28 protein-coding genes are annotated in these 26182 nt (G+C 31.8%); 21 read left to right on the top strand and 7 right to left on the bottom strand.

Annotation, left to right across the window (positions count from 1 at the left end):
• The first annotated feature begins 18 nt into the window (after positions 1-18).
• Together bsdE14_RS08935 and bsdE14_RS08930 are read left to right on the top strand one after the other, a co-directional pair.
• On the top strand, positions 19-1920 hold the full coding sequence (locus bsdE14_RS08935) for a type I glutamate--ammonia ligase (protein WP_264849590.1): 1902 nt from the start codon (positions 19-21) through the stop codon (positions 1918-1920).
• Positions 1921-2035: 115 nt separating this feature from the next.
• On the top strand, positions 2036-2401 hold the full coding sequence (locus tag bsdE14_RS08930; protein ID WP_264849589.1) for a zinc ribbon domain-containing protein: 366 nt from the start codon (positions 2036-2038) through the stop codon (positions 2399-2401).
• A gap of 57 nt (positions 2402-2458) precedes the next feature.
• On the opposite strand, the gene bsdE14_RS08925 is transcribed toward bsdE14_RS08930, so the two are convergent.
• From bsdE14_RS08925 to bsdE14_RS08915, 3 genes are all read right to left on the bottom strand, one after another.
• Complete coding sequence (locus bsdE14_RS08925; protein WP_264849588.1) at positions 2459-4585, bottom strand: beta-propeller domain-containing protein; 2127 nt, start codon at positions 4583-4585, stop codon at positions 2459-2461.
• The gene (locus bsdE14_RS08920) at positions 4585-5094 is read right to left on the bottom strand and encodes a sigma-70 family RNA polymerase sigma factor (RefSeq protein WP_264849587.1); all 510 of its coding nucleotides are present in this window, start codon (positions 5092-5094) and stop codon (positions 4585-4587) included. The genes bsdE14_RS08925 and bsdE14_RS08920 overlap by 1 nt, the downstream gene beginning before the upstream one ends.
• A 171-nt stretch (positions 5095-5265) precedes the next feature.
• Positions 5266-5814: a 2'-5' RNA ligase family protein gene (locus bsdE14_RS08915; RefSeq protein WP_264849586.1), complete on the bottom strand. Its 549-nt coding sequence runs from the start codon at positions 5812-5814 to the stop codon at positions 5266-5268.
• 350 nt (positions 5815-6164) lie between these two features.
• On the opposite strand from bsdE14_RS08915, the gene bsdE14_RS08910 reads away from it, so the two are divergent.
• The 13 genes from bsdE14_RS08910 (at position 6165) to bsdE14_RS08850 (ending at position 16484) form a co-directional block, all read left to right on the top strand.
• Positions 6165-6347 (top strand): DUF1540 domain-containing protein, encoded by a 183-nt coding sequence (locus tag bsdE14_RS08910; RefSeq protein WP_264849585.1) that lies wholly within the window; start codon positions 6165-6167, stop codon positions 6345-6347.
• 414 nt (positions 6348-6761) lie between these two features.
• Positions 6762-8027, top strand: a complete 1266-nt coding sequence (gene murA, locus bsdE14_RS08905; RefSeq protein ID WP_264849584.1) for a UDP-N-acetylglucosamine 1-carboxyvinyltransferase — start codon at positions 6762-6764, stop codon at positions 8025-8027.
• Between the two features lie 43 nt (positions 8028-8070).
• Positions 8071-8856: an MBL fold metallo-hydrolase gene (locus bsdE14_RS08900; protein WP_264849583.1), complete on the top strand. Its 786-nt coding sequence runs from the start codon at positions 8071-8073 to the stop codon at positions 8854-8856.
• A 14-nt stretch (positions 8857-8870) separates the two neighbouring features.
• Positions 8871-9434, top strand: coding sequence for a GerMN domain-containing protein (locus bsdE14_RS08895; RefSeq protein ID WP_264849582.1), 564 nt, complete (start codon positions 8871-8873; stop codon positions 9432-9434).
• The gene (locus bsdE14_RS08890) at positions 9418-9585 is read left to right on the top strand and encodes a CxxH/CxxC protein (protein ID WP_264849581.1); all 168 of its coding nucleotides are present in this window, start codon (positions 9418-9420) and stop codon (positions 9583-9585) included. Before bsdE14_RS08895 ends, bsdE14_RS08890 begins: the two co-directional genes overlap by 17 nt.
• Before the next feature lie 101 nt (positions 9586-9686).
• Positions 9687-10184 (top strand): SEC-C metal-binding domain-containing protein, encoded by a 498-nt coding sequence (locus tag bsdE14_RS08885; protein WP_264849580.1) that lies wholly within the window; start codon positions 9687-9689, stop codon positions 10182-10184.
• Positions 10185-10680: 496 nt separating this feature from the next.
• Positions 10681-11160 (top strand): 23S rRNA (pseudouridine(1915)-N(3))-methyltransferase RlmH, encoded by a 480-nt coding sequence (rlmH, locus tag bsdE14_RS08880; protein WP_264849579.1) that lies wholly within the window; start codon positions 10681-10683, stop codon positions 11158-11160.
• Between the two features lie 124 nt (positions 11161-11284).
• A complete protein-coding gene (locus bsdE14_RS08875) occupies positions 11285-12202 on the top strand; it encodes a helix-turn-helix transcriptional regulator (protein WP_264849578.1) in 918 nt (305 codons plus the stop codon).
• Between the two features lie 69 nt (positions 12203-12271).
• Positions 12272-13165, top strand: coding sequence for an alpha/beta fold hydrolase (locus tag bsdE14_RS08870; RefSeq protein WP_264849577.1), 894 nt, complete (start codon positions 12272-12274; stop codon positions 13163-13165).
• 71 nt (positions 13166-13236) lie between these two features.
• Positions 13237-13680, top strand: a complete 444-nt coding sequence (locus bsdE14_RS08865; protein WP_264849576.1) for an SRPBCC family protein — start codon at positions 13237-13239, stop codon at positions 13678-13680.
• Positions 13681-14065: 385 nt separating this feature from the next.
• Entirely contained in the window at positions 14066-14683 is a 618-nt protein-coding gene (locus bsdE14_RS08860; protein ID WP_264849574.1) for a DUF1062 domain-containing protein, read from the top strand.
• Between the two features lie 319 nt (positions 14684-15002).
• The gene (locus tag bsdE14_RS08855; protein ID WP_264849573.1) at positions 15003-15296 is read left to right on the top strand and encodes a CD3324 family protein; all 294 of its coding nucleotides are present in this window, start codon (positions 15003-15005) and stop codon (positions 15294-15296) included.
• A gap of 225 nt (positions 15297-15521) precedes the next feature.
• Positions 15522-16484: a DUF2087 domain-containing protein gene (locus bsdE14_RS08850; RefSeq protein ID WP_264849572.1), complete on the top strand. Its 963-nt coding sequence runs from the start codon at positions 15522-15524 to the stop codon at positions 16482-16484.
• A 320-nt stretch (positions 16485-16804) separates the two neighbouring features.
• Here bsdE14_RS08850 and bsdE14_RS08845 read toward each other — a convergent pair whose 3' ends face one another.
• Positions 16805-17020, bottom strand: a complete 216-nt coding sequence (locus tag bsdE14_RS08845) for an SHOCT domain-containing protein (RefSeq protein ID WP_264849571.1) — start codon at positions 17018-17020, stop codon at positions 16805-16807.
• 301 nt (positions 17021-17321) lie between these two features.
• Here bsdE14_RS08845 and bsdE14_RS08840 point away from each other — a divergent pair, with 301 nt between their 5' ends.
• The 4 genes from bsdE14_RS08840 (at position 17322) to bsdE14_RS08825 (ending at position 21383) form a co-directional block, all read left to right on the top strand.
• Positions 17322-17705, top strand: coding sequence for a hypothetical protein (locus bsdE14_RS08840; RefSeq protein WP_264849570.1), 384 nt, complete (start codon positions 17322-17324; stop codon positions 17703-17705).
• A 201-nt stretch (positions 17706-17906) separates the two neighbouring features.
• Positions 17907-19367 (top strand): sensor histidine kinase, encoded by a 1461-nt coding sequence (locus bsdE14_RS08835; RefSeq protein ID WP_264849569.1) that lies wholly within the window; start codon positions 17907-17909, stop codon positions 19365-19367.
• Between the two features lie 9 nt (positions 19368-19376).
• A complete protein-coding gene (locus bsdE14_RS08830; RefSeq protein WP_264849568.1) occupies positions 19377-20066 on the top strand; it encodes a response regulator transcription factor in 690 nt (229 codons plus the stop codon).
• A gap of 258 nt (positions 20067-20324) precedes the next feature.
• Positions 20325-21383 (top strand): hypothetical protein, encoded by a 1059-nt coding sequence (locus bsdE14_RS08825; RefSeq protein ID WP_264849567.1) that lies wholly within the window; start codon positions 20325-20327, stop codon positions 21381-21383.
• A 273-nt stretch (positions 21384-21656) separates the two neighbouring features.
• Here bsdE14_RS08825 and bsdE14_RS08820 read toward each other — a convergent pair whose 3' ends face one another.
• From bsdE14_RS08820 to bsdE14_RS08810, 3 genes are all read right to left on the bottom strand, one after another.
• Positions 21657-22961 (bottom strand): GNAT family N-acetyltransferase, encoded by a 1305-nt coding sequence (locus bsdE14_RS08820; RefSeq protein WP_264849566.1) that lies wholly within the window; start codon positions 22959-22961, stop codon positions 21657-21659.
• A gap of 340 nt (positions 22962-23301) precedes the next feature.
• The gene (locus bsdE14_RS08815; RefSeq protein WP_264849565.1) at positions 23302-24099 is read right to left on the bottom strand and encodes an epoxyqueuosine reductase; all 798 of its coding nucleotides are present in this window, start codon (positions 24097-24099) and stop codon (positions 23302-23304) included.
• A 9-nt stretch (positions 24100-24108) separates the two neighbouring features.
• A complete protein-coding gene (locus bsdE14_RS08810) occupies positions 24109-24531 on the bottom strand; it encodes a VOC family protein (protein WP_264849564.1) in 423 nt (140 codons plus the stop codon).
• A gap of 130 nt (positions 24532-24661) precedes the next feature.
• Between bsdE14_RS08810 and bsdE14_RS08805 the strand changes: the two genes are divergently transcribed.
• Positions 24662-25636 (top strand): helix-turn-helix transcriptional regulator, encoded by a 975-nt coding sequence (locus bsdE14_RS08805; protein ID WP_264849563.1) that lies wholly within the window; start codon positions 24662-24664, stop codon positions 25634-25636.
• Between the two features lie 98 nt (positions 25637-25734).
• Positions 25735-26076 (top strand): hypothetical protein, encoded by a 342-nt coding sequence (locus bsdE14_RS08800; RefSeq protein WP_264849562.1) that lies wholly within the window; start codon positions 25735-25737, stop codon positions 26074-26076.
• Positions 26077-26182: the final 106 nt, after the last annotated feature.

The following is a 26182-nucleotide window of genomic DNA, read 5'->3' as shown; positions in this document are numbered from 1 at the left end:
AGTTTAGGAGGTCAGGTTATGACAAAGGATTTAATCTATATTATTCCCAAAGAAAACCACACGGAATTGGGTTTGAAAAGTATTCTTGAAACTCATCCAGAAATTAAGTTTATCTCATTAGTAGGTATTGACCTAGCAGGAAATGACACAGACGAAAAAATACCTGTAAAGCTATTCCTCGAAGATATTGACACATTTCTAAATGGAGCTGCAGTTCAAACAGACGGTTCTTCTGTTGTACTCCCTGGTATCGCATCCCTGAATAATGCAAAAATTGATATGTTAGCTGACTTAGATGTTAATTGGTTTGTAGACTACAATTTTGAACACATAGATGTAGAAACAGGACGACCTGTCGGAACTCTTAGAATACCATGCTTCCTGTATCACGATGGAAGACCAGTTGACTCAAGATATATATTAAAGAACTCCATTAATCACTTCAAAACTACTCTTCTTGACCTATTCAAGAACTTCCCACAATCGCTATCCACTTTTGGCATCAACTATGATGATATAGAAGATGTTATACCAACCTCAGCTACAGAATTAGAATTCTGGGTAAAAACTCCAAATGATAAAGCAGATGTAGAGGAACTTTCAACTTCTCAAGTATTACAAGAGCAATATTGGACCAGAACAAGAGGTAATGTTAGAACTGCTATGGAGCAAAGTCTTATGCTTATGGAAAGCTATGGCTTAGAACCAGAAATGGGACATAAAGAGGTTGGTGGAGTAAGAGCTAAGATGGAGGAGTCAGGAAGACTTACTCACATAATGGAGCAACTTGAAATAGATTGGAAATACTCAACTTCCCTTCAAGCTGCAGATAATGAGCTTTTAGTTAAGAACATTGTGAAAGAAGCCTTTAGAAGTAATGGACTAGATGTTACCTTCCTTGCAAAGCCTATAGAAGGAGTTGCAGGAAGTGGGGAACATACTCATATAGGTATGGCATTAAAGCTTAAAAACGGAAAGAGAATAAATCTGTTCACAGCTACAAAGAAGCACTTTATGAGTACTTTAGGATATGCATCTGTAATGGGAATATTAAAAAATTACGAAGTAATAAATCCATTTGTATCTCCTACTAATGATTCACTAAGAAGATTAAAGCCAGGCTTTGAAGCACCAATATGTATAGTTACTTCTTTAGGTCATACAGTGGAAGTTCCATCAAGAAACAGAACTATACTTATAGGACTAATACGTGATACACAAAATCCATTTGCTACTAGATTTGAACTTAGAGCTCCAAATCCTCATTCTAATACTTACCTTGTTATATCTACTTTATATATGGCTATGCTTGATGGTATAAAGTATGCAATTACTAACAATAGAACTGAGGATGAACTTCTTGCTGAGCTTTCTAAGAAACCAGGGGAAGCTGCAGTTTATTTAGAGAAGGATAGAGCTTATAGAACAGAAGAAGATGTATTTGAAGACTTTACAGAGGAAGAAAGAATAGCTTATTTTGGAAAAGCTCCTGCTACAGTTTATGAAAATCTTACTGCTTTTGATAAATATCCTGAAAAGCTAGAGATATTCAAAGATGGTGATGTATTTGAAGAAAGACTCATAAACGGTTTTAGATTAGCTACAACTAAGAGATGGCTAACTGAAATAAACAATAGAATCATTGCAAACTACAGTGATGAAATAAGAAGCTTTAAGTTGCTTCATTCTATTGAAAAGGCATTAGATTTGGATGTTTCCAATTGGATGGCTATAAATGAGCTTAGATATTATATAATGAAAGACAGCTATGCAAGAAAGAGCTTATTTACAAGAATAAAAGAAGCTTCAGAAAGCTTAAATTATGAAGAAGTTTCAAATCTTCAAATAGAACTTGATGACAGCATGAAAAAATTAAGAGAGCTTTATACAGCTTATAAGAAAAATTTACTTGATATTTAATTAATAGCGCCACCCTAGGTTAGTAATAACAGATAAGAAATTCTTTATTTGTTATTTAACCTATGGGTGGTATTTGCATATAATACAGTAAAGCAATGATATAAGGATGGTAATAATGCCTTTTAAAGATAGTCTATCAAAATTGTCTGAGTACTTGGAAGTTGGAGCAGAGAATGTTGCTAAAAAGTCAGGTGAGCTGATTGAAGTTTCTAAAATAAATATGGAAATATCCTCAGAAGAAAAAAAGGCTTACGAGTTATATGCTAAGATTGGTAAAAAGATATATAAAAGATATATAGAAGGAATGGAAGTAGATAAGGATTTTATATCTAAGTGTAAGGAAATAGAGGATATAGAAAAGGATATAAAGGAACTTAAAGAAAGAAAGCTTAGGGCTAAGGAAATGAAAAACTGCAGGCATTGCTATTGTGAGATGAAAGCTGAGGACAACTATTGCCCTAGATGTGGTAAAAAACAATAATAAATTGGAGCCGCAGCAATAGCGCAAATGAACGCTAGTGTTGCGGCTCCCTTAGTTTTATTTGACTTCAGTACTTAAGCTGCCAACCTGGCTGTAATCAGCCATATTGTAGGCGCTTATTCTGTTGTTTGATACAGAGTATAAAGAGTTATTTATATAAAGAAGTCTCTGTATACTATAGTCAAAGCCTATAGTAAACGTTTTAAAATCCTTATTGCTGTAAGACTGATTAGATATTTTACTCTTTAAAGTAAAGCCATTTTCAAGGTCTACCTTGTATACATAAGCACCTTCAAATTTTAGGGTACCATAAGGATCGTTTGGATTTCTCGGGACTTTATTATCAAATTCATTAACCGAAAGAGGAAAAGCCAGAAGCTGACGTTCCTTAGAAAACAGGAAGGCTTTATGGTTATACAATGCTGCGGAATCTGTTCCATTATCTCCAATAGTGGTTGAAAACATCACTTTAGGGTCATTCACATTTGTAACATCAAAAATAGCCAGCTTTAGGCCCTTTTGAATTACCCTTTTAGTAACTGTATTAGAGGAAGAGGTTGTTTCAGATACTTCTTCTGTATCCTTTCCAAACCCAATAATATGATTTTCATCATAAGGATGAAGATAGGTGCTGAAGCCAGGAAGCTTAAGTTCTCCAAGAATTTTTGGGCTTTCTGGTGTTTTTAAATCTATAACATAAAGAGGATCTGTATTCTTAAAGGTTACCATATAAGCTCTGTCACCCATAAATCTTGTGGAATAAATTCTCTCTGAGGGAGCAATATTCTCGATTTTCCCCACTATAGACAAATTATTATCTAGTACATATAGATTGTTCTTTGAGGTAGAGCCATTTACCGTAGTAGCAATTCTGAAGTAGCCATTATTTTCATCCATAGAAAATTGATTTAGGGTGGTGCCAGGAACTTCAGCTTTGCTAAGATACTGTGCTTTACCCTTATCTAGAGAAAATTTATAAAGTGTAGTTGAAGGTGAGTTATTTAACTTAGTAATATCGTATCCAGCTACATAGAGATTTTTATCAGAAACATATATATTTCCTGCAGAGGTCATGTAGGTTGAAATCTCTAGGCCGCTATTAGGCATAGCTGTATCTATTGATGATATATTTAAATAATTTGGAGCCACTGCATCTGGGCAGTATTTAATTTTATCCAAAGTTATATCCGTATAAGCACTCTTTTTAGTATCGTCTGAGTAAAAAGGCAGGGCAGGCTGCTCACCACCGCTTTTTTTGTATAAATTAATAAATTGATTAGAAATAATATATATTTTTGAATCAATCTTTCTTGCAGTATAATACGAACCAGATACTTCAAAGGAACGCAATTCGGAAATGCTGCTTTTATCGCTTATGTTATATATTAGTACCTTTGTTATAGGAGTACTATTTATAGGATAGATTGAATCAATGTTATAGTCCTCTGTTGTATTAGTTGCATCATTTTTTTTATAATAAGTTCCAATTACAGTTAAGGTTTTATTGTCAACAAACAGTTCTTGAAGTCTAATTTCATTATTTAATGTAATGTTCTTAATAACTTTCATTTCTGTGGCAGGAAGGGCTCTTATAATTTGAGCAGTGCTTCCATTTATCTTATATATATAATCTCCATCAGTTTTTACTACATCTCCTTCTTCTACTCCTTGTACCTGGTTATTTGTAGTGGAGTAGTCAGGGTATGCTTTTTTAGAAATATTTGAGCTACTCATGTTGTTATCGATAGGTGCCGATTTAGTAAGATCATCTTTAATAGCATAACCTCCAGCACCTTTAGTTTCTACAACATCTTTATTGGAAGCATTAGCAAAATGAAGTGTAGAGCCTAAAAGCTTTTTCATGTTTTCATAGGAATCTACAGTTGGAAGAGGAGCTGCTTTAACAGTTATATCTCCAGAGACATTTTTATTATCTGCTACCTCGGTATTAGCCGAAGCCGGTGCTATAAAATTTAATTTTGGGAAGCAACTTAAAGCAAGCAAGATAAAGCATAAAAATGCTGCAGCAGTTAAAGGGAATCTATATTTAAAAATATCCTTTTTTTCGCCTTTTTCCACAGCTTTTTCAATTGTGGAATCCAAACTGGCAGGTATCTCTATATTCTCATATTTTTGTTTTGCTTTTTTTAGATTATCTTCATTAATTTTTTTAGAAGAACTCATTATAAATCCTCCTCCTTTAATTGAATTCTAAGAAGTTTTAAAGCTTTATGAAGATAAGTTTTAACGGTATTTTCGGGGCAATCCATTATTTCTGCTATAGAATTAATAGTTAAATCTTCAAAGTACTTTAAGATAATTACAGTCTTATACTTATCTTTTAGATTATCTACTGCCTCATATAAATCTATAATTTCCTCTCTGTTAACTTCTTTAGAAGCTGTTCCAAAAGAAAACTCTGAAAAATTCAAGATTCTTTTATTCTTTTTAATATGGTTTAAGGAACAGTTTATAACTATCCGTGTAATCCAAGTATTAAAGTATGTACTATCTTTTAACTTGCCTAAAGATATGTAAGCCTTATAAACTGCTTCATGTACAATATCAAGAGCATCTTCTTGATTTTTTACATACATAAAGGCAAGTCTATAAAGATTATCCCTCTTTTGTTCTATAAGACTACAAAATTCAGTTTTACTAAGGTCATTATTTAGAAGAACACTTTCGCTCACATCTATCCTAACCCCTCTCAAAAGCTATTTACATACATTAGACAATTTAAATTGTGTTTTAGTTTTTTGATTTTAAAAGTTTTTTTATATTAATTACGAAATATTTAATAAAAAATTACTCTAAAATAAAAAAACTTGAATCCAATAAGGAGTCAAGTTTTAATTTCAATTTTAATAATCTTTTAAAGGAAAGCTTTTTACAAGCATATCTTTCTTATTATTTGTTGCTTTCCATAATTCAATTCTATCAACCTTTGCCAGCCAATAAGGCGTTTGTGATTTTGTATTCAGACTAGCGGCTACATATTCTTTATTAGACCATTCTTTATTAGGATAATTGGTGCTGCCAAGAGATACATGTAAATTAAAATTATCTGCATTCTCTTTAACATTAAAACCATGAAGTCTAAGGGTATCATTTATAGTTCTAGCTAGTCTTATAATGTAACCTTTATTCTCAATTTTTAGGTTTACAGATTTATATGGAGGCTCAGAGCAAAGTACTCCAGTTGTTTCAATTTTGAATTTTTTGTATGGTTTTAAAATATCACAAATAACCCTGTATAGCTTCTCAAAATCAGGATCTTCAACAGCTTCCAAGGTTATGTGAAGAATAGGTGTGTTTTTGCTCAGTTTGTACTTACGACATACGTTCTTTTGGATGCTCTCCATGGCTTCATGTGATTCATTATCAAATAAAGCAACTAAATAGTATTTCATTTTGCCCTCCATATTCCCTATAAGCTTAAAATAATAATTTACTAGAGCAATTATAAATACTTTGATGATTTAGCAATTATAATTTTTTAAAGCTTAAGGTTTCCCCAAATAATTCACAAATATCAACTAGTCTTAATATATTACTAGTTTGTTACTAATATACACAGTTTATATTTTAAACCTAGTTTTTATAATATTTCAAGATAATTTTTTCAAAGTTTAAATAAGCGTCTAAATAAGTTGTAAAAAATATACTAGGTATAATATATCAGGCTTATATCCATACTAATTTTGTAGCAAAAGTTATGAAAGCTATATTAAATTTTTATTTTAACAGGAGGATACCATATATGAATAAGCAAAGAGTTAATAATGCAGAACACAATGATAGTATAGGATGTACAGTAACTGAATGTAAATATCACTGCAATGATGATAATTATTGCACACTACAACAAATAGAAGTAACTAAACATGAATCAGTAGCAAAAACACCTGAATGCACAGATTGCGGAAGCTTTGAAAGAAGCTAAAATTTACATTCTATAAACTAAAAGTTTTCAATTTATTTCATTTGAAATTCACACACAAATTTCAGCATTGCTTTAATGCTGAAATTTTTTTGTGAATTTTGATATATGAGCAAAAAAAACAGGTTATTTCTATATTTTTTCAACTTATATATAATAAACCTCTAGTATTTTTGATGATTTGTGCTATTATAGTTAATGGTTTAAAAATTAATAGTAATAATATTTGAAAAGAAGCAAATAATATGTAGACGAATTTTGGCATCTATGACACAAAATTCTAAATAGTGAATTGTTCAATTTATAATGTTAATTTACTAATAATATGGTATAATAAATTTTGTAACAATTGACGATGAGTAGGATTTAACTAAGTTTCTATATATTAACAAAAACTTGATAAGGATGGATGTGGGGATGGAAAAGCTAGTAATCAACGGCGGAAAAAGATTATTCGGAAAAGTCGAAATAAGTGGCGCTAAAAATGCAGCAGTAGCTATATTGCCTGCAGCGATTATGGCTAGCAGCAGTATTTCAGTGATAGATAATATTCCAGATATCGAAGATGTTCAATGTCTTGAAAGAATAATGGAACATCTAGGATGTAAGATAATAAGACAGGCAAATTCAGTTACTATAGATAGTACTTCAATTAATAGTGTAAATGCAAATACAGATGATGTTAGAAATATGAGAGCATCCTATTATTTAATAGGTGCACTTCTTGGAAGATTTAAAAAGGCAAAAGTTGATTTGCCAGGTGGATGTCCTATAGGAGTAAGACCTATAGATCAACACATAAAGGGCTTTGAAGCGTTAGGTGCTAAAGTTACAATTGAACATGGAGCAGCTATAGTTACCGCAGAAAAGCTTGTTGGAGCTAATGTGTATTTTGACGTAGTAAGTGTAGGTGCTACTATAAATGTAATGCTTGCAGCTGCTTTAGCAGAAGGAACTACTATACTTGAAAATGTAGCAAAAGAACCACATGTAGTTGATGTGGCAAATTTTCTTAATACAATGGGAGCCAACATAAAAGGAGCAGGTACAGATATAATAAGAATAGTTGGAGTTTCAGAACTAAAGGGCTGCAACTATAGTGTAATTCCTGACCAAATTGAAGCTGGTACATATATGATAGCAGCAGCAGCTTGTGGCGGCGAAGTTACTGTAACGAATATAATTCCAAAACATATGGAGTCTATTTCAGCTAAGCTCATAGAAGTAGGCGTTGAAGTAGTAGAAAACGAAGATTCACTTACAATAATATCAGATAGAAATCTAAAGGCTGTAAATGTAAAAACACTTCCTTATCCAGGCTTTCCAACAGATATACAGCAGCCAATGAGTACATTGCTTTGTATAGCTAATGGTAGAAGTATAATAAATGAAAGCATATGGGAAAGCAGATTTAAGCACGTAGATGAATTAAAGAAAATGGGTGCAGTAGTAAAGGTAGAAGGAAGAACAGCTATTATAGATGGAGTAGAAAAGCTTACAGGAGCAGTGATTAGGGCTACCGACTTAAGAGCAGGAGCAGCTATGATAATAGCAGGGCTTGTAGCAGAAGGTACAACAGAAGTTCACTGTATAGAACATATAGATAGAGGCTATCCAAACATAGAAGATAAGTTTAAACTCTTAGGCGCAGATATTAGAAGAGTAAAGGTTGAAGAATGCTAATATACTTACAGCCTAATGCGGCCTATACAGGGGGAGAAATGATATGATTTTTTGTTCTTTATATAGTGGTAGCAGTGGCAACAGTATATTTGTATCCTCCGGCAATGCTAAAATTCTTGTTGATGTTGGAATGCCAGGCAAGAGTATAGAACAGGCATTAAAGAGTATAGGACAAAAGCCTGAGGAACTTGACGGTATTTTTATAACTCATGAACATACAGACCATACCAAGGGAGTAGGGGTATTATCAAGAAAGTACGATATTCCTGTGTATGCAAATGAGCCTACTTGGAGAGGAATGGAGAATACTGTTGGAAAGATAAAAGAACACAACATTAAAGTAATTTCTGAAGAATGTGTAACTATAAAAGACATGGACATAATTAATTTTAGCATTCCACATGATGCAGCTTCTCCTTCAGGATATGCTGTTAATGATGGAAAAAAGAAGACTTGCATAGCTACAGATTTAGGGTACTTTTCTGATGAGGTAAAGTTAGCGATTAAGGATGCAGATGTGCTTCTTTTAGAGAGCAATCACGATATTGAAATGCTTAAGTTTGGACCATACCCTTATAGTTTAAAAAGAAGAATACTAAGTGAAGTTGGACACTTATCTAATGAAGATTGTGGTCGAGCTATTGTAGACATTACAGATGGTAAACAAAAGAAAATTATTCTTGGACACCTAAGTAAAACTAATAATTATCCAGAACTTGCGTATCAAACTGTGGTAAATACCATAAGAGAAAGCGGCCTACAGCTTAATAAGGATTTAATTCTTACTGTGGCCAAAAGAGATATGCCAAGCAACTATATTGAATTTTAGGAAAAGGTGAGAAGATGAAAAGAATATTTGGAGTATTTGTACTTGGGGTAATCATGGTATCTAGCGTAGCATTTACAGCATGTCAAAAGGAAGATAAGGTAAGCATAAATAATAAAGAAAAAGTTAAAAGTATAACTATGCCTAATGAGAAAGATAATGCTATAGATTTAGCTTTATATTTCGATTCCTCCACTGATGAAAAAAAGGTTGAAATAGCAAAGGAGGAAAGGCTTATTCAAAAAGAGGAACTTTTAGGTGAACTTATTATGCAGGAACTAATAAAAGGACCTTCTGTAGAAAGTAAATTGAAGCCAATACTTCCAAAGGAAACTAGATTATTGAGCTTTTCTATAAAAGATAGTATTGCATATGTAAATTTAAGCAAAGAGGCTAAGGTTTCTATGACTAAATCAAAGGAAGAAGCAAGCCTTAAAAGTATAGCTAACTCATTAACCCAGCTTCCATCCATAGTAAAAATTAAACTTCTAATTGATAGTAAGGAAGTTGACACCTTAGGTGGAAACTATGATATATCTAAGCCTTTCGGAAAGGACGATATTGATGCAAGGAAAAAGTAAGAATGCTTGTGAAGAACATATGGATATGGCTTTTGACGATTTTTTAATAGAAAATGAAGCTTTTCCAAATCTTTGTGAAGCTGCAGATGAAAAATGCAGCTATTGTGATAAAAAAGCAAAGTATGTGCTTAAAGAAGCTTCTGAAATATAGTAGTTTGTATTAAATTACAAATATTGCAAATTCATAGGATTTTTATTATAATAGTGAACATAAGACTAATAAACATATTATTTACTAAAGGAGATTAAAAGATGAGCCTATACAAAGAGTGGACAGATATGGTTGTTGAATATGTAAAGACAAGAGGGGAAGCAGCCTTCTGGAAGGAATATGGAACAATAGAAAAAAATATATACACAAAAATATTAGCTAATCATAAAGATACTATAAAAGGTAACGTAAAGACCTTAGCACCAGAATATGGAGCTGATGAAATATTCTTTATGGGATTCCTTGATGGAATAAATGAAAGCCTTGCTGAAAATATTAATTTAGAAGAAATTGATGCAGATACAGAAATTGAAATAAAGATTGACTTTGAAAAGTTATATTTCAATATGCTTGATGCTAAGGCTGATTATCTATATACTCTTCCACAATGGGAAGCAATTCTTTCACCAGAAAAGAGAAAAGAAATTCAAGTTAAATATAGAGAATCAAAGACAGTTGTAAATGAAAACAAGATAGGAAGAAATGATCCATGTCCATGCGGCAGTGGAAAGAAATATAAAAAGTGCTGTGGTAAATAGCTAATAATGCTCCTTTGCAAAATATTGCAGAGGAGTTTTTAATTTTTTGTATTATATTATTACAAAACTGTAAGGTAAGTAGACAAACTGTAAGCCTGCAGAAAGAGCATTTTACAACCTTCTATACTATAATTAGAGCATAGTAAATAACAAGCTTGGAGGATGTAGAATGAGGAATTTAGTTAATGTATTAACAGTTATTATAGAAATGATAGGACTTTTAGTTTGTGCTAAAGAAACAGTATTAGGTAATGATAAGCTTAAAGATGTTGTAAGCTTATAGTATAGGGGTTTAAAAATGGTTATAGGCAGTTTTAGTTAAAAGGAGCTGTATGAATTATAAACGTTCAGCTCCTTTTAACTATTTTTAGATGGCTTTATTATAGGTAAAAACTTATGACTAATAAAAAACAAGAATTGTTTTCAGTTTAAATAAAATAGGCTAAAATAGTCTTAGGAAATCTTACGCCCTAAAGGCAAAAGAATGGAGATAGAAATGAACATAACACTTATTACAGTTGGAAAAATAAAAGAAAAATATCTTAAAGATGCAATAACAGAGTATTCAAAGCGCCTAAGCAGATATTGTAAACTAGAGATTCTTGAGCTTCAAGATGAAAAAACACCGGACAATGCCTCAGAAAAAGAAGAGCTTCAAATAAAGTCCAAAGAAGGAGAAGCTATATTAAAGTGCGTAAAGGATAACATGTATGTAGTGGCACTTGCTATAGATGGGAAGATGCTCTCCTCAGAAGAACTGGCAGCCTTTATAAAAGAAGCTGGGGTTAGGGGAAATAGCAATATTGCCTTTGTAATTGGAGGCTCTTTAGGGCTTTCAAAAGAGGTACTAAACAGAGCTGATTATAAGCTTTCATTTTCAAAGATGACCTTTCCTCATCAGCTTATGAGGGTTATACTCTTAGAACAGGTTTATAGAGGGTTTAGGATTAATGCAGGGGAACCGTACCATAAGTAAATGAGGTTTTTATCAATACCAGGAGTAAGATTATCAAGTAGTTAAATAACTAGGTAACTTTAATGTCTGGATTTTATTGTTTTAACATTACGTATATATGTTAAAATATTTCAGAGGTGACGACATGCAGATAAATAGACTTTTTGAAATTGTATATCTATTGCTTTATAAGAAACGTACAACAGCCAAAGAATTAGCAGAACATTTTGAGGTTTCCGTAAGAACAATACTACGCGATATAGAGACTTTATCGGCGGCAGGTATTCCTATTTATTCTTTACAGGGGAAGGGTGGAGGTATATCTATCCTTGATAATTATATTTTGAATAAGACTACAATTTCTGATAATGAGCAAAATCAGATTCTATTTGCTTTGCAAAGTATGTCATCCACAAATCATATTGATGTTAGTGATGTACTTTCGAAACTCTGTATCCTCTTTAACAAAACAGGTAATAGTTGGATTGAAGTTGATTTTTCATCCTGGACCAATTGGAAACCTGACAAAGAGAGATTCGAAACACTGAAAGATGCTGTTATCGGAAAGCAAGCCGTATCATTTACTTATCTAAGCTCCCAGGGTGACATCACACATAGAACAGCATATCCGTTAAAACTTATATTTAAAGTAAAATCCTGGTATATGCAAGGATATGATCTTTTGAAACAGGACTACAGAACTTTCAAAATTATCAGGATGCAAGATATTAGGATTCTATCAAAAAACTTTGCAGATAAACAGTTTCATCTTCCGCCAATTGAAATTCCAACTAATACTTCATATTCATTAACCCATTTGAAGCTACGTGTTGCTCACCAAGCAGCATACAGGATTTATGATGAATTTAATCAAAAGCACATATTACAAGATGAAGATGGTTCACTTCTTGTATCCATAAGTTTGCCAGAGGATGATTGGTTATATGGATTTCTTCTGTCCTTTGGTACTTCTGTTGAAATTTTAGAACCTCTATATGTAAAGGAAAAGCTACTTCATAAGATTGATGAAATAAAAAAGTTTCATACCCAAAGTATAACATGACGAGCTGTTGTCATGTTATGGGTATTATAATAATTAAGTGATTAAGAAACTTTTTAGGAGTGAGCTAGAATGATAGATAAAGAAAATAATACAAAGCGAGCCTTTACACATAGGAAAATTGTTGTAAAAGGGATACCTGTTCATGTAGTTGAAGCTGGCTCAACATTGAAGCCAGTAGTATTTTTTATTCATGGGTGGCCTACATGTTGGTTGGAATTCAAAACTGTGATGACGCTTCTTTCTAATAATTATCATGTAGTTGCCATTGACATACCTGGTGTAGGTGACTCAGAAATCCCACTACAGTCATACAGAAAGCGAAATATAGCAGAGTATGTACACGATGTTATGGACACCTTGAATTTATCCGATGTTACGTTAGTCGGATGTGATGTCGGGGGACAGGTAACTTATGCCTTTTTGAAGAACTATCCCAGCATAGTTTCACGCGCGGTAATTATGAATGTTGCCATTCCTGGAGTTGAGCCGTGGGATACGGTAAAAAGCAATCCATATATTTGGCATTTTGCTTTTCATTCTGTACCCGAGTTACCTGAATTACTTGTTACAGGCAATGAACAGAAATACTTTTCTTATTTCTATGATGCTCTTGCAGGAAAGAGTAAAAAAATGAGTGAGGCTCAAAGAAAATTATATGCTGAAGCATATAGCCGTCCAAGTGCCTTAAAAGCAGGATTTGATTTTTACAGATGTTTTACCTTGGATGAAAAAGATAATATTCAAGCAAAAGATGATATTGTATCGGTGCCGATTCTATATTTGCGTGGGCAAGATGAACACACTAACATTGAAACCTACATGAAAGGATTTAGAGACAACGGACTACAAAATATAGAATCAAAAGTAATTGAAAGCTGTGGACACTTTTCGGCAGAGGAGCAGCCTGAAAAAGTTACAGAAGCCATTAGTGAATTTATAAGGAATATAAGTAATGACATTTAGGTAACTGTTTTAGTCCTTTGAAAAGGCTATATCGCCAGAGTTAAATAAAATATTAAAAGGAGCGAATATTTATGCCTAAACAATTAGTTGTAAAGAAAGAAATTGAAATTAATGCTGATATATCTAAAGTTTGGAATGCGTTGATAAATCCTAAATTGATAAAACAGTATTTATTTGGTACTGAAGCAATTTCTGAATGGAACATTGGAAGTCCTATAATTTTTAGAGGAAAGTGGGAAGGGAAGACTTATGAGGACAAGGGTCTAATTTTGAAATTAATAACAAATAAGATTTTCCAATATGCTTTTTGGTCTCCACTTTCTGGCTTGGAAGATAAATCAGAAAACTATGCAAATATAACTTATGAACTAATTAAGAAAGGTGAAGATACTTTACTTACAATCAATCAAGACAACATTATAACAGATGAAATGTTTAATCGAGTTTATCAAAATTGGGAGATCATTCTCAAAGGATTGAAAGAAACAGTTGAAAAAAATGCTAATAGCCATTAGGTATACAGTAGTTTTTAATTATGGATAGAAAATATTTTAGGCTTGCATTAAAAATTTGTCACATTATCAATACTATTTTAAAATACAGCCTCTAAAAAACCTTCGTTATACCCGTTACGGTGAACCGTATCATAAGTAAATGAGGTTTTATTGTAAAATAATGAGTCATTATGATCTTATCATATTGGCTCATTTTTATTTATGAAATAAGAATGAGGTTTTATGTACTATGTAGAGCTGATAAAATATATGTAGAAAAAAGATTGGAGGAATTGTTTATGACAAGAGATATTTTTAATGCATAGCAGAGGCTATTGCATTATTTTAAAAATATGATGAAGTAGCCTTTGCAAATCCTAAAAATTGAATGACTAGGAGGAGCAAAATGAGCTATTTAAATAAATATCAATGGGAACTAGTTCCCGAGAATTTACCAATAGTAAAAAGAAATTGTCCTAAATGTAATCAAAAATCACATTATATAAGCAAAGAAAAATTTAGAGTTAACGCAAATAAAAATAACATTGATATCTGGCTAATTTATGAATGTGAAAAATGTAAATCTACTTGGAATATGACAATATATGAAAGAATAAAGCCTAATGATATTAATAAATATGAATATGAAAAATTTCTTTCTAATGACAAAGAATTGGCTAGAGAATATGCCTTTAATTTGAGTGTATATAATAAAAACAAAGCTGAAGTTATTTTAGAAGATGTAAATTACAAGTTAATCCAAAGAAAATTAGAGGCATACTATATAAATGAAAATGAACTAGTTATTGAAATAATTTGTAAGTATCCAATAGAAATGAGAGTGGATAAGCTCATAAGTGATAAACTTGGACTTTCAAGAAGCAAAATAAAAGAGAAGCATAGAAAAGGAGTCTTCTTCATCAATGATGATAAAAATTCATTAGATATAAAAGTAAGAGATGGGATGGAGATACATGTTTTGAAGGAAGTAGAGAATATAGAAGTTTTACAAGCTATAATATAAGCTGCTTTATTAAAATGTATGACTTCAATTAAGATATAGAAGGTTTAGTGTAGAATAAAAAATCACTTGTAATCTTTAGACATATATTGGATATATATGATACAATTATATATGTGAAGAACAAGTTATAGTAGCTATTGCTATTATTTTGTGTGCTTTAGTGAAATTATACAGTTGCAGTTAGGAAAGGGGTATTATTTTTTATGAGAAGATATGTTATTTATGCATAGCAGAGGCTATTGCATAACGTTTAAAGATTAAGATTATATAATAGCCTTTGCTAATCCTAAAATAAAATTATATTTAGGAGGAGCATAAAATGAGCTATTCAAATGCGAGAGATATTTTCCCTAATGAGGTATTAGAAATAATTCAAAAATACGTGGACGGTGAATACATTTATATACCGAAGAAAGAGGAAAATAAGATTGCATGGGGTGAACTAACCGAGAGTAAAAATGAACTTTTGAAGAGGAATACAAGTATATATGAAGATTATCTAAAAGGAATGTCTACACAATTACTTTCAGCGAAGTATTATCTGTCACCTAAGACTATACAAAGAATTGTTTCAGAAATGAAAAAGTGCATTAACATAGAATGTGCTACCTAATTTGCTTTAGGTGGCTCATTTTTATTTACAATTTGGGTTGGTGCTAAAAAGGTGATAGTGTAAGCTGGATTCAAGATAGTATAACAAAAAGATATAATTATATTTATAGAGACTTTTACCAAAGCAATACTGGTAAGAGTTTTTTTATTTAATATAAACGTGTAGTTGACAAAGACAAAGAAAAAGTGTTATATTGTCTATGAAATTAATAGACAGGAGAAATATATGGACGACTTTATTCGTAATGCAACTATAGAAGATTTTAAAAGAGGTTATGTATGGGATGGTAAAAAGGCAGAATTTATTTGTTTAGTATGTGGAGAATATATTGGTGAAAATGATGTTAGTATTCACACTACAAACCATGGAAATGCCATTGAAAGGCTTCTGATGCTGGATAAAAAATACACAGGATTGACTGAAATTCAAAAAGAGTTTTTAGATATGGTATCTAATAAACATAGTGATAAAGAAATAGCGATGAAGCTTGCATGTGCAGAATCTACAGTAAGAAATATGAGATTTGCATTGAGAGAAAGGGCAAGACAAGCACGGGCATTTTTGGCTGTTATGGAATTAGCTGAGGAAAAGATGCCTCAAATAACAAATCCCAAGCTGCGTGTTTTCCCTGTTAAGGAAGAGAAGAGAAAAGCATTATTACCAAGGTTTGCTGATTTGTTTGAGCCTGATAGAGAATATACGGAAGCAGAAGTAAAGAAAATCATTAAAACTATTTATGAAGATGATGCAATAATACGACGGTACCTGGTTGACTATGGGTACTTGAGCAGAAACAATGATGGAAGCAAATATTATAAGAATTGTGAGGAAAATCTTATGAAAAATATAAATAAAAAAGAAATTATTAAAAACTATAAGCAGCAAGAAATAGAGATGGGCATAATTCAAATACATAATACGGGTAATGGGTATTCTTATGTAGATATATGTGCAAATTTATATAAGCCCTTTGAATCTATTAAATTTCAATTAAATTTGGGTAGATTTAAAATTAAAAAGTTACAAGAGGATTGGGCTGCTTATGGAGAAAATGCCTTTGAATTCAAAGTTGTAGAAAAACTTAAACCTAATGAAGGCTCTACAGATAAGGAAAAGGTTGATGATTTAAAAGAACTTTTAAATATATGGATTGAAAGCCAAGGAGAGAACCTACAGTTATATAAATAAATATAAAAATGAAGGATAGGAAATAGAGTAATGAAAGTTGCAGTAATTAATGATAGTTTATAAGCCAAATCAGCTAATACAAATATAATTGCAAATCTGAGAATATTCCATATAAAGCTGTAATAGAATATGTTGATACTAAAGTAATACCATATGATGGCCATATGTGTAAGCGTATATTTACAACTATTATTAGAAGCTGCTTTAATAAACCTTAGTTATCCCCGTTAAGGTGGACTGTACCATAAATAGATAAAACAAAAAACTATCGAATTTAACTTCGATAGTTTTTTGTTTCAATGTAGTTTTTATGAAAACTTCTATTGAGTTAGTATACTTCTTCTCTTGAGATATTCATCTTCTGTAATCTCACCACTGGCAAATTTATTATCTAGCATAACTAGAGCGCTATTTTTACATCTGCCAAACTTTCTAAAACGTCTCCCCATAAATACAATCAATAATGTAATGAATATGAGTCTTAAAAACATTGCTAAAAGCATAAAAGCTGGGAAGCCAAAGCCTGCTCTAAACATAGAAATTACCTCCTTCATATTTGTAATAGTTTAATAAGGAACAATCTATTTTGTGTTCCATGAATTTTATTATATAGAAAGATAATAAAATCCATATAAAACATTTATTAAACTAAAATAAAAATATATAAAAACTTTAGAAAGAAATTGTCCTAATGATAGTTGAAGATATTTATGAAATGGTAAGCTTTTTTTAGATTTTTTTTATATTTGCTTTATATCAGTTTTATACCTGTCTCGTATAATGAAGTCGTAGTAAAAATAAAGTCTAAGGAACAGGCAAATTATAAGGAGAGAAAGCATGAACAATAAAGAAAATATTAATAAAAGATTACAATTAACTTCATCAGTTAAACTGGCAGTAGTTGGTCTAGTTCTCGGAGGAGCAGGAATTTTAACCTTATTTCTGACGGGATGGATTAATCAATCAGTTCCTATTGGAACTATAATTTTACTAGCAGAGGCAGTACTTATTGGATTTGGAAGATGGAGATGGACACTGATTGTTACCGAAATTATGACACTTTTTATTTTTATCATGGGCTTCATAGCACCAGGATTATATGACCGCCTGAGCCATCCAGCAGTAATAAGTGCTTTTTCGGGAACCTGGATACAAGAAATTGGACTTGTTATTGCCCTTGTTGCATGTGGTATTGCTATTAAGGAAAGTAAGAGATTTTAATAGTAATAGTTGGGTAGTAGGGGCCATGGGCATCTAAGAGTAATGGTGGAAACTAATGAAAATAACAACGGAAGAAGGAGCAGATAAAAGGGAATAGATGTAAGCAAAATATGTATATACTATATGCAAATGGATTGAATGGAATTGAAAAGATATTTATTTAATTATACATGCTTAGTAGGGATATAAGGAGTTGAAGTCATGTCCTTTAAAACAAGATTGATATTGTCCTATGTGGTGATGTTTGTTGCGCCTATAATACTTACCATTATAGCAGCGGCTGTAATGGTAGTAATTAATGTAAGAGCTGTAGCTGGTTCCTATGGCTTCGAATTTAAAGGTAATCCAGTAAAACAGGTTATGGAGAAAAATCAGGAGGCCTTTGATAATATCAAAGTAGTAGCATCTGAAAATCCAGATGTGCTACGAGATAAAATGTATCTTGAAAATTTGGAAAAAGAGTTAAATAAGCTTAATACCAGCGCAGTAGTAAGAATAAATAACAATATTATATATTCGTCTAATAACTTAAAGCGGCTTGACTTGAATGAAGTCTTACCTGAGTTTGGCTCAGCAACTAGTGGAAGCTATGAACGCGCTCTTTTAGGAAATGAAGTCACTTTTATGAGGCACCAGGACTTTTATTTTACTGATAAAAGTCAAGGCACTGTATTTTTTATAACAGATATGACTCCAATTTTGAAGAGAGTAGGAAGAGTTGTTTTATACATGTGCGTAGTAATTTTGCTAATTTTAATAGCTACAGATGGAATACTTACCTATTATGTGTCTAAAGGAGTACTAAGACCAATAGAAACATTAAAGAATGCTGCAAATCAGATAGAGGAAGGAAATTTAGAATTTGAGGTTAAACCAGCTTCAGAGGACGAGATAGGAGAATTATGTACTGCTTTTGAAAAAATGAGGGTGAAACTAAAGGAATCTATTAATCTACAGATGCAATATGAGAATAATAGAAAAGAACTCATAAGCAATATTTCTCATGATTTAAAAACCCCTGTAACGGCTATTAAGGGTTATGTAGAGGGGATTTTAGATGGTGTAGCTGATACTCCTGAAAAAACAGAAAGGTATATCAGAACAATTTATGCTAAAGCGTCTGATTTAGATAAACTCATAGATGAATTATTTTTATTCTCCAAGCTGGACTTAAATAATCTAACCTTTAATTTTGAACAGGTGGATATTAAAGAATACTTAGAGGATTGTGTACAGGAATTGAGTTTAGGCTTAGAAAAAGACAATATATCCTTGAATTTGAATACTGAAAAGATTACTAATCCTTTTGTTCTAGTTGATAATGAAAAGTTAAAGAGAGTAATCATCAATATTGTTGAAAACGCCTCAAAGTACATGGATAAAGAAGAAGGAAAAATTGATATAAGGCTTGAAGAGAATGATGATAAAGTAATTATTGAAATCAAGGATAATGGCCAGGGAATTCCAAAGGAAGATATTCCGTGTATATTTGATAGATTTTATAGAACAGATAAATCTAGAAGCAGTTTGACAGGAGGAAGTGGACTGGGACTTGCAATTGTAAAACGAATAATAGAGGAGCATGAAGGCAAGGTCTGGGCTGAGAGTGAAGAGGGAAAAGGAACAAGTATCTTTTTTACTCTCAAAACAATTAAAAAGTAGGAGGAAAAAATGAAAAAAATACTTATCATTGAAGATGAAAAGAGTATTGCGGAACTTGAAAGAGACTATCTTGAGATTAATTCCTATTCTGTGGATATTGAATATAGCGGCGATAGTGGGCTAAGAAGGGCAAAAAACGGGGAATATGATTTAATAATACTTGATTTGATGCTTCCTAAGGTGGATGGGTTTGAAATTTGCAAGCAGATTAGGCTTGAAAGCAATATTCCTATATTAATGGTCTCCGCAAGAAAAGAGGACATAGATAAGGTTAGAGGTCTTGGTCTTGGGGCTGATGACTATATTATAAAACCCTTTAGTCCAGGTGAGTTAGTAGCAAGGGTAAAAGCTCACCTGGCTAGGTATGACAGACTTATTGGAGATAAAAAAGAGAAGAAAGAAGAAATAAGAATTAGGGGGATTTATATAGATAAGCTGTCAAGAAGGGTGTTTTTAAATGATGATGAAATTATGTTTACTACTAAGGAGTTTGACTTGCTATCATTTTTAGCTGAGCATCCTAATAGGGTATTCAGTAAAAATGAAATTTTTGAAAGGATCTGGGGCGTTGATTCTCTCGGAGATATAGCTACGGTTACCGTTCATATAGGAAAGCTAAGGGAAAAACTAGAGGTAAATCCAGCAAGGCCTCAGTATATTGAAACTGTTTGGGGTGTTGGATATAGATTTAAATTATAAAGTATCGATTCTGTTATATAGAACCCTAATTGTAGTATTTACGGTGAACCATACCATAAGTAAATGAGATTTAATTGTAATATAATGAGTCATTATGGTCTTTATCATATTGGCTCATTTTTATTTATAAAAAGATTAAATTCACCTTTCTTTAGTTTTTGAAAAGAATGTATGTAATGGTTGAAAAATGTAGTAATTCATAATAAAATGTAATATGGAAAGCATTGAAAATTATTGACTATTAGGGGGATTTTACTAATGAAAAAAAAGTTAAGTTTATTGTCCATCATTATGTGCATAATGATGATAATTTTATCAGGGTGTGGTCAAAAGATAAAATTAAGTACAGCAATTTTGAATAACGGGAAAATTAGCTCGTGTTCATATGAGTTTAATGTTACCATGAATATTCCTAATAATCCTAAAAAAGTTGGAAATAACCCAGCAGAGAATTTTATAAATCAAGGAAATACATCCATTAATTTAAAAGGCGATCTTAAAAAAGAAGAGCAAAGCCAAAAAGTAAGTGGAAATTTAAAACTATCTTCTGAAGGAGCAGCAATAGAAGCTCCAATATTTATTAATACATATAATAAGGGTAAGGATTTTGACTTTTTTGTTGGTGTTCCAGGAGTATTAAAGAAAAGTTTAGGAGAGGTTTTTGCTAATGCAGATAGTTTTTATTTATCAAGTAAAGATTTAGATGGATTAATGAAAAAAAACTTATCACAGGAAGAGTATACAAAATATAATAATACTAGGAATAGCAATGCTGATAACAAAATTGGAGAACAAGTTGGTAATGATATAATATCCGTATTTAATAAATACAAAGATAAAAAGAAATTAGAAAAATTTGAAGCTATTGATAAAAAAGATACTTCTAAAAATGGTGTTGTTACTTTCACTTTAAGCAAGGATGATGTTAAAAATATTGTTTCTGAGTATTTAGGTAATGAAAAGTATTTTAATAATTTTAAAGCTTTAATCCAAAACTCAAATAGTTTAAAACAAATTAAGGATTCTCAAAATGATATAAGTAAGCTTTCATCAAAGGAAATGCTTGAAAGGTTTAATAAATCTATAGATGAGCTTAAAAATATAAATATTAGTTTTAAATTTACAATTGAAGATGGGTATGTTACAAAGACTAATGCAATAATAGAAATAGAAGATAATCAAGGTAAAGGTTCTATTAAAATAGACAGCAATATATCAAATATTAATGGTATTAAAGAAATAACAATGCCTGATAAGAACTCAGATAAAATGATTAACGTAATTAAAATATTAGAATCATTTGGATATAATCAATAAAGAATGCGCCATTAGCAAAATGCTAATGGCGCATTCTTATTTCACAAAAATGTTTAAGGTTGAGATATTACTGTACCTGTTGATATTATTTAAGTAGAATATAAAGCAATTTATGGTGGTATAAGTAAATTTAAAATTTATTGGATCAATTACATGCTCTTACATTACAACCTGAGATAACGGATATTTTACCAGATTGGATCGGTACAAAGCAATGTTTAAGTGTTTTTATGTGCTCAAAAAATGATAATATCTCCTCTAATGTGAAAATTTTTATAGTTTCCTGTAATGACTATGAGTAAAGCCTATTTCTTTGTATAAATCCAGTGCTGATTCATCGGAATTTACAAAGGACAAATACATATTATACTCTTCTATCTTCTTTAATGCTTTAGATAAGGTTGCTGCAAGAATTTTATCTTTATCAGCGTTTACAGTTACAGAACTCATATAAATGCCGCTAAGATCATCAAATAGCCTTAAAAATGCTGTAGTAGAAGTAGGCTTTCCATCAATAGTTCCTAAAATCAACTTAAATTCATATTCTTTACTTGTTACAATGCTCATGACCTTTTCAATGAAATCCTTTCTTTTGTCACTGCTTATATCTAATCCTTCTGCAAGAGTGGTACACCAAATAAGCTTTTCTTCCATGGTCTCAGCAACTTCAATTTGGAGGTTCTCTGGAATTAACATTGGGTTATTTGCCATACCGTTAATAATATACATGCAATCCAGCTTGTTTGTATTGGTTGATAGTTGTTCCCTTACTGTTTCAATTGCTTTTTCAAATTTTTTATCACAGTCATCATGCCAGTGAATTAGTTCTTTAGGAGTTCCTGAAATAATTCCAAACCAGTCAGTGAAAACACCTTCATGTACAAACCCACATTTTTTTGCAAGTCCTGGGGACATGTTATTTCCATCAACTATTGTAAGAAAGGGCACACGGCCTGATTTTAATATCTTGTTTGCAAGGTCAAGGGTAACCTCTTCTGCATATCCTCTTCCCCTATATTCCTCCTTAGTATACATAATACCCATTGAGTTATCGTTATGAATAAGCACCCAGGAGGCAATATCACCGTCAACATATATTGCAGAAGAGGGTCTATTTTCTATATCATCCTTTATTTTGTTAAGGCTTATCTCATCCTTGTAGGTGTAGTAATGGTTTATAATTTCTGCATCCTTTATATCAATTGGTTTTACAGGATTCTTTATTCGGCTTAAATCAACTTCTTTTTCCGGAAGATAATAAAGTGCATTTAAGCTTTCCCAATTAACGATAAATCTGCTTCTTATTTTTTCTGCGATAGGCCTGTGTACTGCTCTGAACCCATAAAAGCCATCCTTATACAAGGTATCAAGAACTTCATTAAGAAAGTCATCGTTCTCAGTATATAAGCTGCTGAAATAGTCTTTTCTTGCTACTACTCCAGTAGGACAAGTTTCGTTATCAACATATACCTCTGCATCAGGTACATTTTCTAAGAAACCAATTAAGTTAAGATTAATAAGCCTATTCTTATTTAAAAAGTCATATATTGGTTTGCTAAGGTTTGTTTTAATTATCATATATTTTCCCCTCCCATACCTAAGCTGGTGTTAATGCAAATTGTTTCAAGCGTATATGATTAATTCTACCATTTGTGGTATATGTTTCAAAGTGGTATTTTTATATAGTCAGCAATAAATATGGTATGAATTAGAATATTAAAAGCACTTTTGCTTTAAGGTTATGATGTTAAAACTTATTTGTTATAAGGGCATAGAATTATGAAAAGTGAACCGTATCATAAGTAAATGCGAAAAGAGCCTTAACCGGAATTTTACTTGGCTAAGGCTCTTTTTATAAGTTATAAGTAATATATGCATAATTTAATTTTAACCGGAATATTCACTATGGTAGCAGGACTTAAATTTCAGGAATTCTATATTCGCAAGGTACGTTTATATTGCATTTGCCACAACCATACCGTGGCACAAATACAGATAATATTTCTTTATTAATATAATCGCCGCAACTCCTGTTATCTTTTCCTTCCTTTGTAATAACTGAAGGGGGACAGCGCTTAATACAAGCTCCACATCTCCCATGTGTGAGATATGGACAATATTCAAAGTACTGAGTATAGTTTCGAGCCGTTGCAGTAAGATCTAATGTTGTTATGACACTGCCAATTCTTCCAGCCGTACCTTTGGAGGTTATAAGGGATCTATGAAGCCCGAAGGTTCCAAGGCCAGCAACAAAGGCCGCATGCCGTTCTGACCAGTTAGAAATATTCTGTTCAACGCTGAAACGTGAATCAATACCTGGAGATACTGCATCCGAATTCAGATCTTTAAGCAAATCTACCAGAAAAGCTCTTATTCTGTTATTGAAAATTTCTCCATCTATTCTTGCAGAAATCCACTCATCAGAAGGTAAACCGCATTGTCGGTTTGAATTTCTTATCTCTTTGGTAAATGGCAAGAAGTAAACTATAATGGATTTTGCATTAGGAACCCACTCTTCCGGCAAAATAAATTTTGGCCCCACAATTCCAGGTTTACAAAACTCCTTAAAATATGGGTCATCTGCTGAGGCAATGCCAATGATGGGAGTTTCGTAAATCCTTATATTGTTTTGTGAAGCAAGCGCATTAAGAGGGCTACTTTCAACAAATTCGCAAATTTGATTTATTATATAATCTTTATTTCCGGTATTCTCCATACATCACCCTTATTTTCTGTTAGTATAAACTTGAAAGGTAACCCCAAACTTATCAGTCACCATGCCCCATGCAGGGCTGAAGTGGATTTTATTTAGTTCAATAAGAACTTTACCTTCTTTTTTCAAATTCTCATAAAGTTGTTTTGTAAGTGTAATATCATCGGTTGTGATGCAAATAGAAAGTTGGTTGCCGCTGCCAATTGTAAGTCCGGGAATCATATCTGCAATCATAATTTTTGTATCACCAATTTTCAAAATTGAATGTGCTATAAGCTCTTTCTCATCTTCTGTGAGCTTTAAAGAGTCATCTTCTGGGCCTTCACCAAAAGTTTGCTGAAACAGAACTTTTGCATTTAATGCCTCTTGGTAATATTCAATGGCTTCTTTTGCTCTTCCATTCATTAAAAGGTAAGGAACTAGTTGGTATGACATAATATACATCTCCTTTGTTTTTTCTTTATTTTTCTCTTAGTTCTAAAATATATGTGATTAATTGTGTATCTATTTATAATTATATATTATAATAGTGACAAACTATGTCATAGTAATTTTGGAGGTTCATATGGCAAAAGCAAAAAGATTAAATGAAATGATTATGATGGTCAATAGAAAGAAAAGATTTACTGTGGGTGAATTGGCAAAAGAGTTTGGTGTTTCAAATAGGACTATTTTGAGGGATTTACAGGAGCTGTGCGAGATGGGGATCCCATTGTATTCTGAAGTAGGGCCCCATGGGGGCTATCAGGTTTTAAAAGAAAGAATTCTTCCACCAATTTCATTTAGCGAGGATGAGGCAAAATCCATATTCTTTGCTATTCATGCGCTAAGACATTATATATCTCTTCCATTTAATATTGAGTATGAATCCATTAAAAAGAAATTTTACTTAAATCTCACCGGGGATACTAGAGACGCCATAGACAGAATTAAAGACAGGATTGATTTTTTGTCTGGATATCAGCAGGAAGAAGTACCGTTTTTAAGGCAACTTTTAGATGCAGCAATACATCAGGAAGCTATTATTATTGACTATGAAACAAAGGAAAAAGTCAGCAGGAGGAGTATTCAACCTATCGGCATATATGCAAAAGAAGGAAAGTGGTATTGTCCATCCTATTGCTTCTTAACAAAAGATTATCGAGTTTTTAGATGTGATCGAATAAAATCTGTAGAATTAGATCAAAATACAGAACCCGTTGATTTGTCAGGCATTAATTTAAAAAATCGCTTTTCAATTGTAAATAATAATGAACAATCACTAGAGTTATTTGTAAAGTTGACTGGCAAAGGCGTGGAGAAGCATTTATCTTCCAGATGGCCCAATATTGAATTATATAAATATGAAGATGGTACTGGGTTTTTAAAGGGCAGTATATCAAGACAGGAAATAAACTTTTTCTCAGATTACTTTATTGGGTTTGGCGTAGATGCAATTGTTATTAAACCAATTGAGTTAATTAATGGTGTAAAAGAAAAGTTAAATTTAATATTGAAGCAGTATATTAACTCTGATAAGATGAAAGACCAAGTAAGGTAGATAAATAGTAATTTGTAGAGATGGTAGAAATGAATAATGTTATAAAAATGTTATCAAAAAACAAAGGTTTAGATTAGATTTGGAAAAGAGGTATTACTATGAATGATATTAAAGTAATTACAATATGTGGGAGTATGAGATTTTCAAGAGAAATGATGAAGATTTCAAAGGAATTAGAATTAAAAGATGGATATGCAGTAATTCAATGTGTCTATAATGTGGATGAAGAAAAATATGAAGGCATTGACACTGAATTATTAGGCAAAATCCATCGCAGAAAAATAGATATAAGTGATGCTGTTTATGTAGTCAATGTTAATGGTTACATTGGTAATAGCGCAAGAAATGAAATCGAATATGCAAGGTCATTAGGTAAAGAAATATTATCGCTTGAACCGTTAGAATTGGAACAAGTAAAAATATCCAATACAACCCCCTAACTATGATGAAATATTCACCAATAGTCCAAGGGGATAAACCGCTTATAAAGAATAAAAAAATAAAGTTAACTTTCGTTTGCTCAGACTATTAGTCGTGATATAATAA

Source organism: Clostridium omnivorum, assembly GCF_026012015.1.
Taxonomy (GTDB): domain Bacteria; phylum Bacillota; class Clostridia; order Clostridiales; family Clostridiaceae; genus Clostridium_AX; species Clostridium_AX omnivorum.
This window is presented reverse-complemented; position numbering and strand designations above follow the sequence as displayed.

What these genes read in the sequence shown, in the direction of transcription:
- bsdE14_RS08935 (WP_264849590.1), top strand. Translation starts at nt 19, where the DNA reads ATGACAAAGGATTTAATCTATATTATTCCCAAAGAAAACCACACGGAA.
- bsdE14_RS08930 (WP_264849589.1), top strand. Translation starts at nt 2,036, where the DNA reads ATGCCTTTTAAAGATAGTCTATCAAAATTGTCTGAGTACTTGGAAGTT.
- bsdE14_RS08925 (WP_264849588.1), bottom strand. Translation starts at nt 4,585, where the DNA reads ATGAGTTCTTCTAAAAAAATTAATGAAGATAATCTAAAAAAAGCAAAA.
- bsdE14_RS08915 (WP_264849586.1), bottom strand. Translation starts at nt 5,814, where the DNA reads ATGAAATACTATTTAGTTGCTTTATTTGATAATGAATCACATGAAGCC.
- bsdE14_RS08910 (WP_264849585.1), top strand. Translation starts at nt 6,165, where the DNA reads ATGAATAAGCAAAGAGTTAATAATGCAGAACACAATGATAGTATAGGA.
- murA (WP_264849584.1), top strand. Translation starts at nt 6,762, where the DNA reads ATGGAAAAGCTAGTAATCAACGGCGGAAAAAGATTATTCGGAAAAGTC.
- bsdE14_RS08900 (WP_264849583.1), top strand. Translation starts at nt 8,071, where the DNA reads ATGATTTTTTGTTCTTTATATAGTGGTAGCAGTGGCAACAGTATATTT.
- bsdE14_RS08895 (WP_264849582.1), top strand. Translation starts at nt 8,871, where the DNA reads ATGAAAAGAATATTTGGAGTATTTGTACTTGGGGTAATCATGGTATCT.
- bsdE14_RS08890 (WP_264849581.1), top strand. Translation starts at nt 9,418, where the DNA reads ATGCAAGGAAAAAGTAAGAATGCTTGTGAAGAACATATGGATATGGCT.
- bsdE14_RS08885 (WP_264849580.1), top strand. Translation starts at nt 9,687, where the DNA reads ATGAGCCTATACAAAGAGTGGACAGATATGGTTGTTGAATATGTAAAG.
- rlmH (WP_264849579.1), top strand. Translation starts at nt 10,681, where the DNA reads ATGAACATAACACTTATTACAGTTGGAAAAATAAAAGAAAAATATCTT.
- bsdE14_RS08875 (WP_264849578.1), top strand. Translation starts at nt 11,285, where the DNA reads ATGCAGATAAATAGACTTTTTGAAATTGTATATCTATTGCTTTATAAG.
- bsdE14_RS08870 (WP_264849577.1), top strand. Translation starts at nt 12,272, where the DNA reads ATGATAGATAAAGAAAATAATACAAAGCGAGCCTTTACACATAGGAAA.
- bsdE14_RS08865 (WP_264849576.1), top strand. Translation starts at nt 13,237, where the DNA reads ATGCCTAAACAATTAGTTGTAAAGAAAGAAATTGAAATTAATGCTGAT.
- bsdE14_RS08860 (WP_264849574.1), top strand. Translation starts at nt 14,066, where the DNA reads ATGAGCTATTTAAATAAATATCAATGGGAACTAGTTCCCGAGAATTTA.
- bsdE14_RS08855 (WP_264849573.1), top strand. Translation starts at nt 15,003, where the DNA reads ATGAGCTATTCAAATGCGAGAGATATTTTCCCTAATGAGGTATTAGAA.
- bsdE14_RS08850 (WP_264849572.1), top strand. Translation starts at nt 15,522, where the DNA reads ATGGACGACTTTATTCGTAATGCAACTATAGAAGATTTTAAAAGAGGT.
- bsdE14_RS08845 (WP_264849571.1), bottom strand. Translation starts at nt 17,020, where the DNA reads ATGTTTAGAGCAGGCTTTGGCTTCCCAGCTTTTATGCTTTTAGCAATG.
- bsdE14_RS08840 (WP_264849570.1), top strand. Translation starts at nt 17,322, where the DNA reads ATGAACAATAAAGAAAATATTAATAAAAGATTACAATTAACTTCATCA.
- bsdE14_RS08835 (WP_264849569.1), top strand. Translation starts at nt 17,907, where the DNA reads ATGTCCTTTAAAACAAGATTGATATTGTCCTATGTGGTGATGTTTGTT.
- bsdE14_RS08830 (WP_264849568.1), top strand. Translation starts at nt 19,377, where the DNA reads ATGAAAAAAATACTTATCATTGAAGATGAAAAGAGTATTGCGGAACTT.
- bsdE14_RS08825 (WP_264849567.1), top strand. Translation starts at nt 20,325, where the DNA reads ATGAAAAAAAAGTTAAGTTTATTGTCCATCATTATGTGCATAATGATG.
- bsdE14_RS08820 (WP_264849566.1), bottom strand. Translation starts at nt 22,961, where the DNA reads ATGATAATTAAAACAAACCTTAGCAAACCAATATATGACTTTTTAAAT.
- bsdE14_RS08815 (WP_264849565.1), bottom strand. Translation starts at nt 24,099, where the DNA reads ATGGAGAATACCGGAAATAAAGATTATATAATAAATCAAATTTGCGAA.
- bsdE14_RS08810 (WP_264849564.1), bottom strand. Translation starts at nt 24,531, where the DNA reads ATGTCATACCAACTAGTTCCTTACCTTTTAATGAATGGAAGAGCAAAA.
- bsdE14_RS08805 (WP_264849563.1), top strand. Translation starts at nt 24,662, where the DNA reads ATGGCAAAAGCAAAAAGATTAAATGAAATGATTATGATGGTCAATAGA.
- bsdE14_RS08800 (WP_264849562.1), top strand. Translation starts at nt 25,735, where the DNA reads ATGAATGATATTAAAGTAATTACAATATGTGGGAGTATGAGATTTTCA.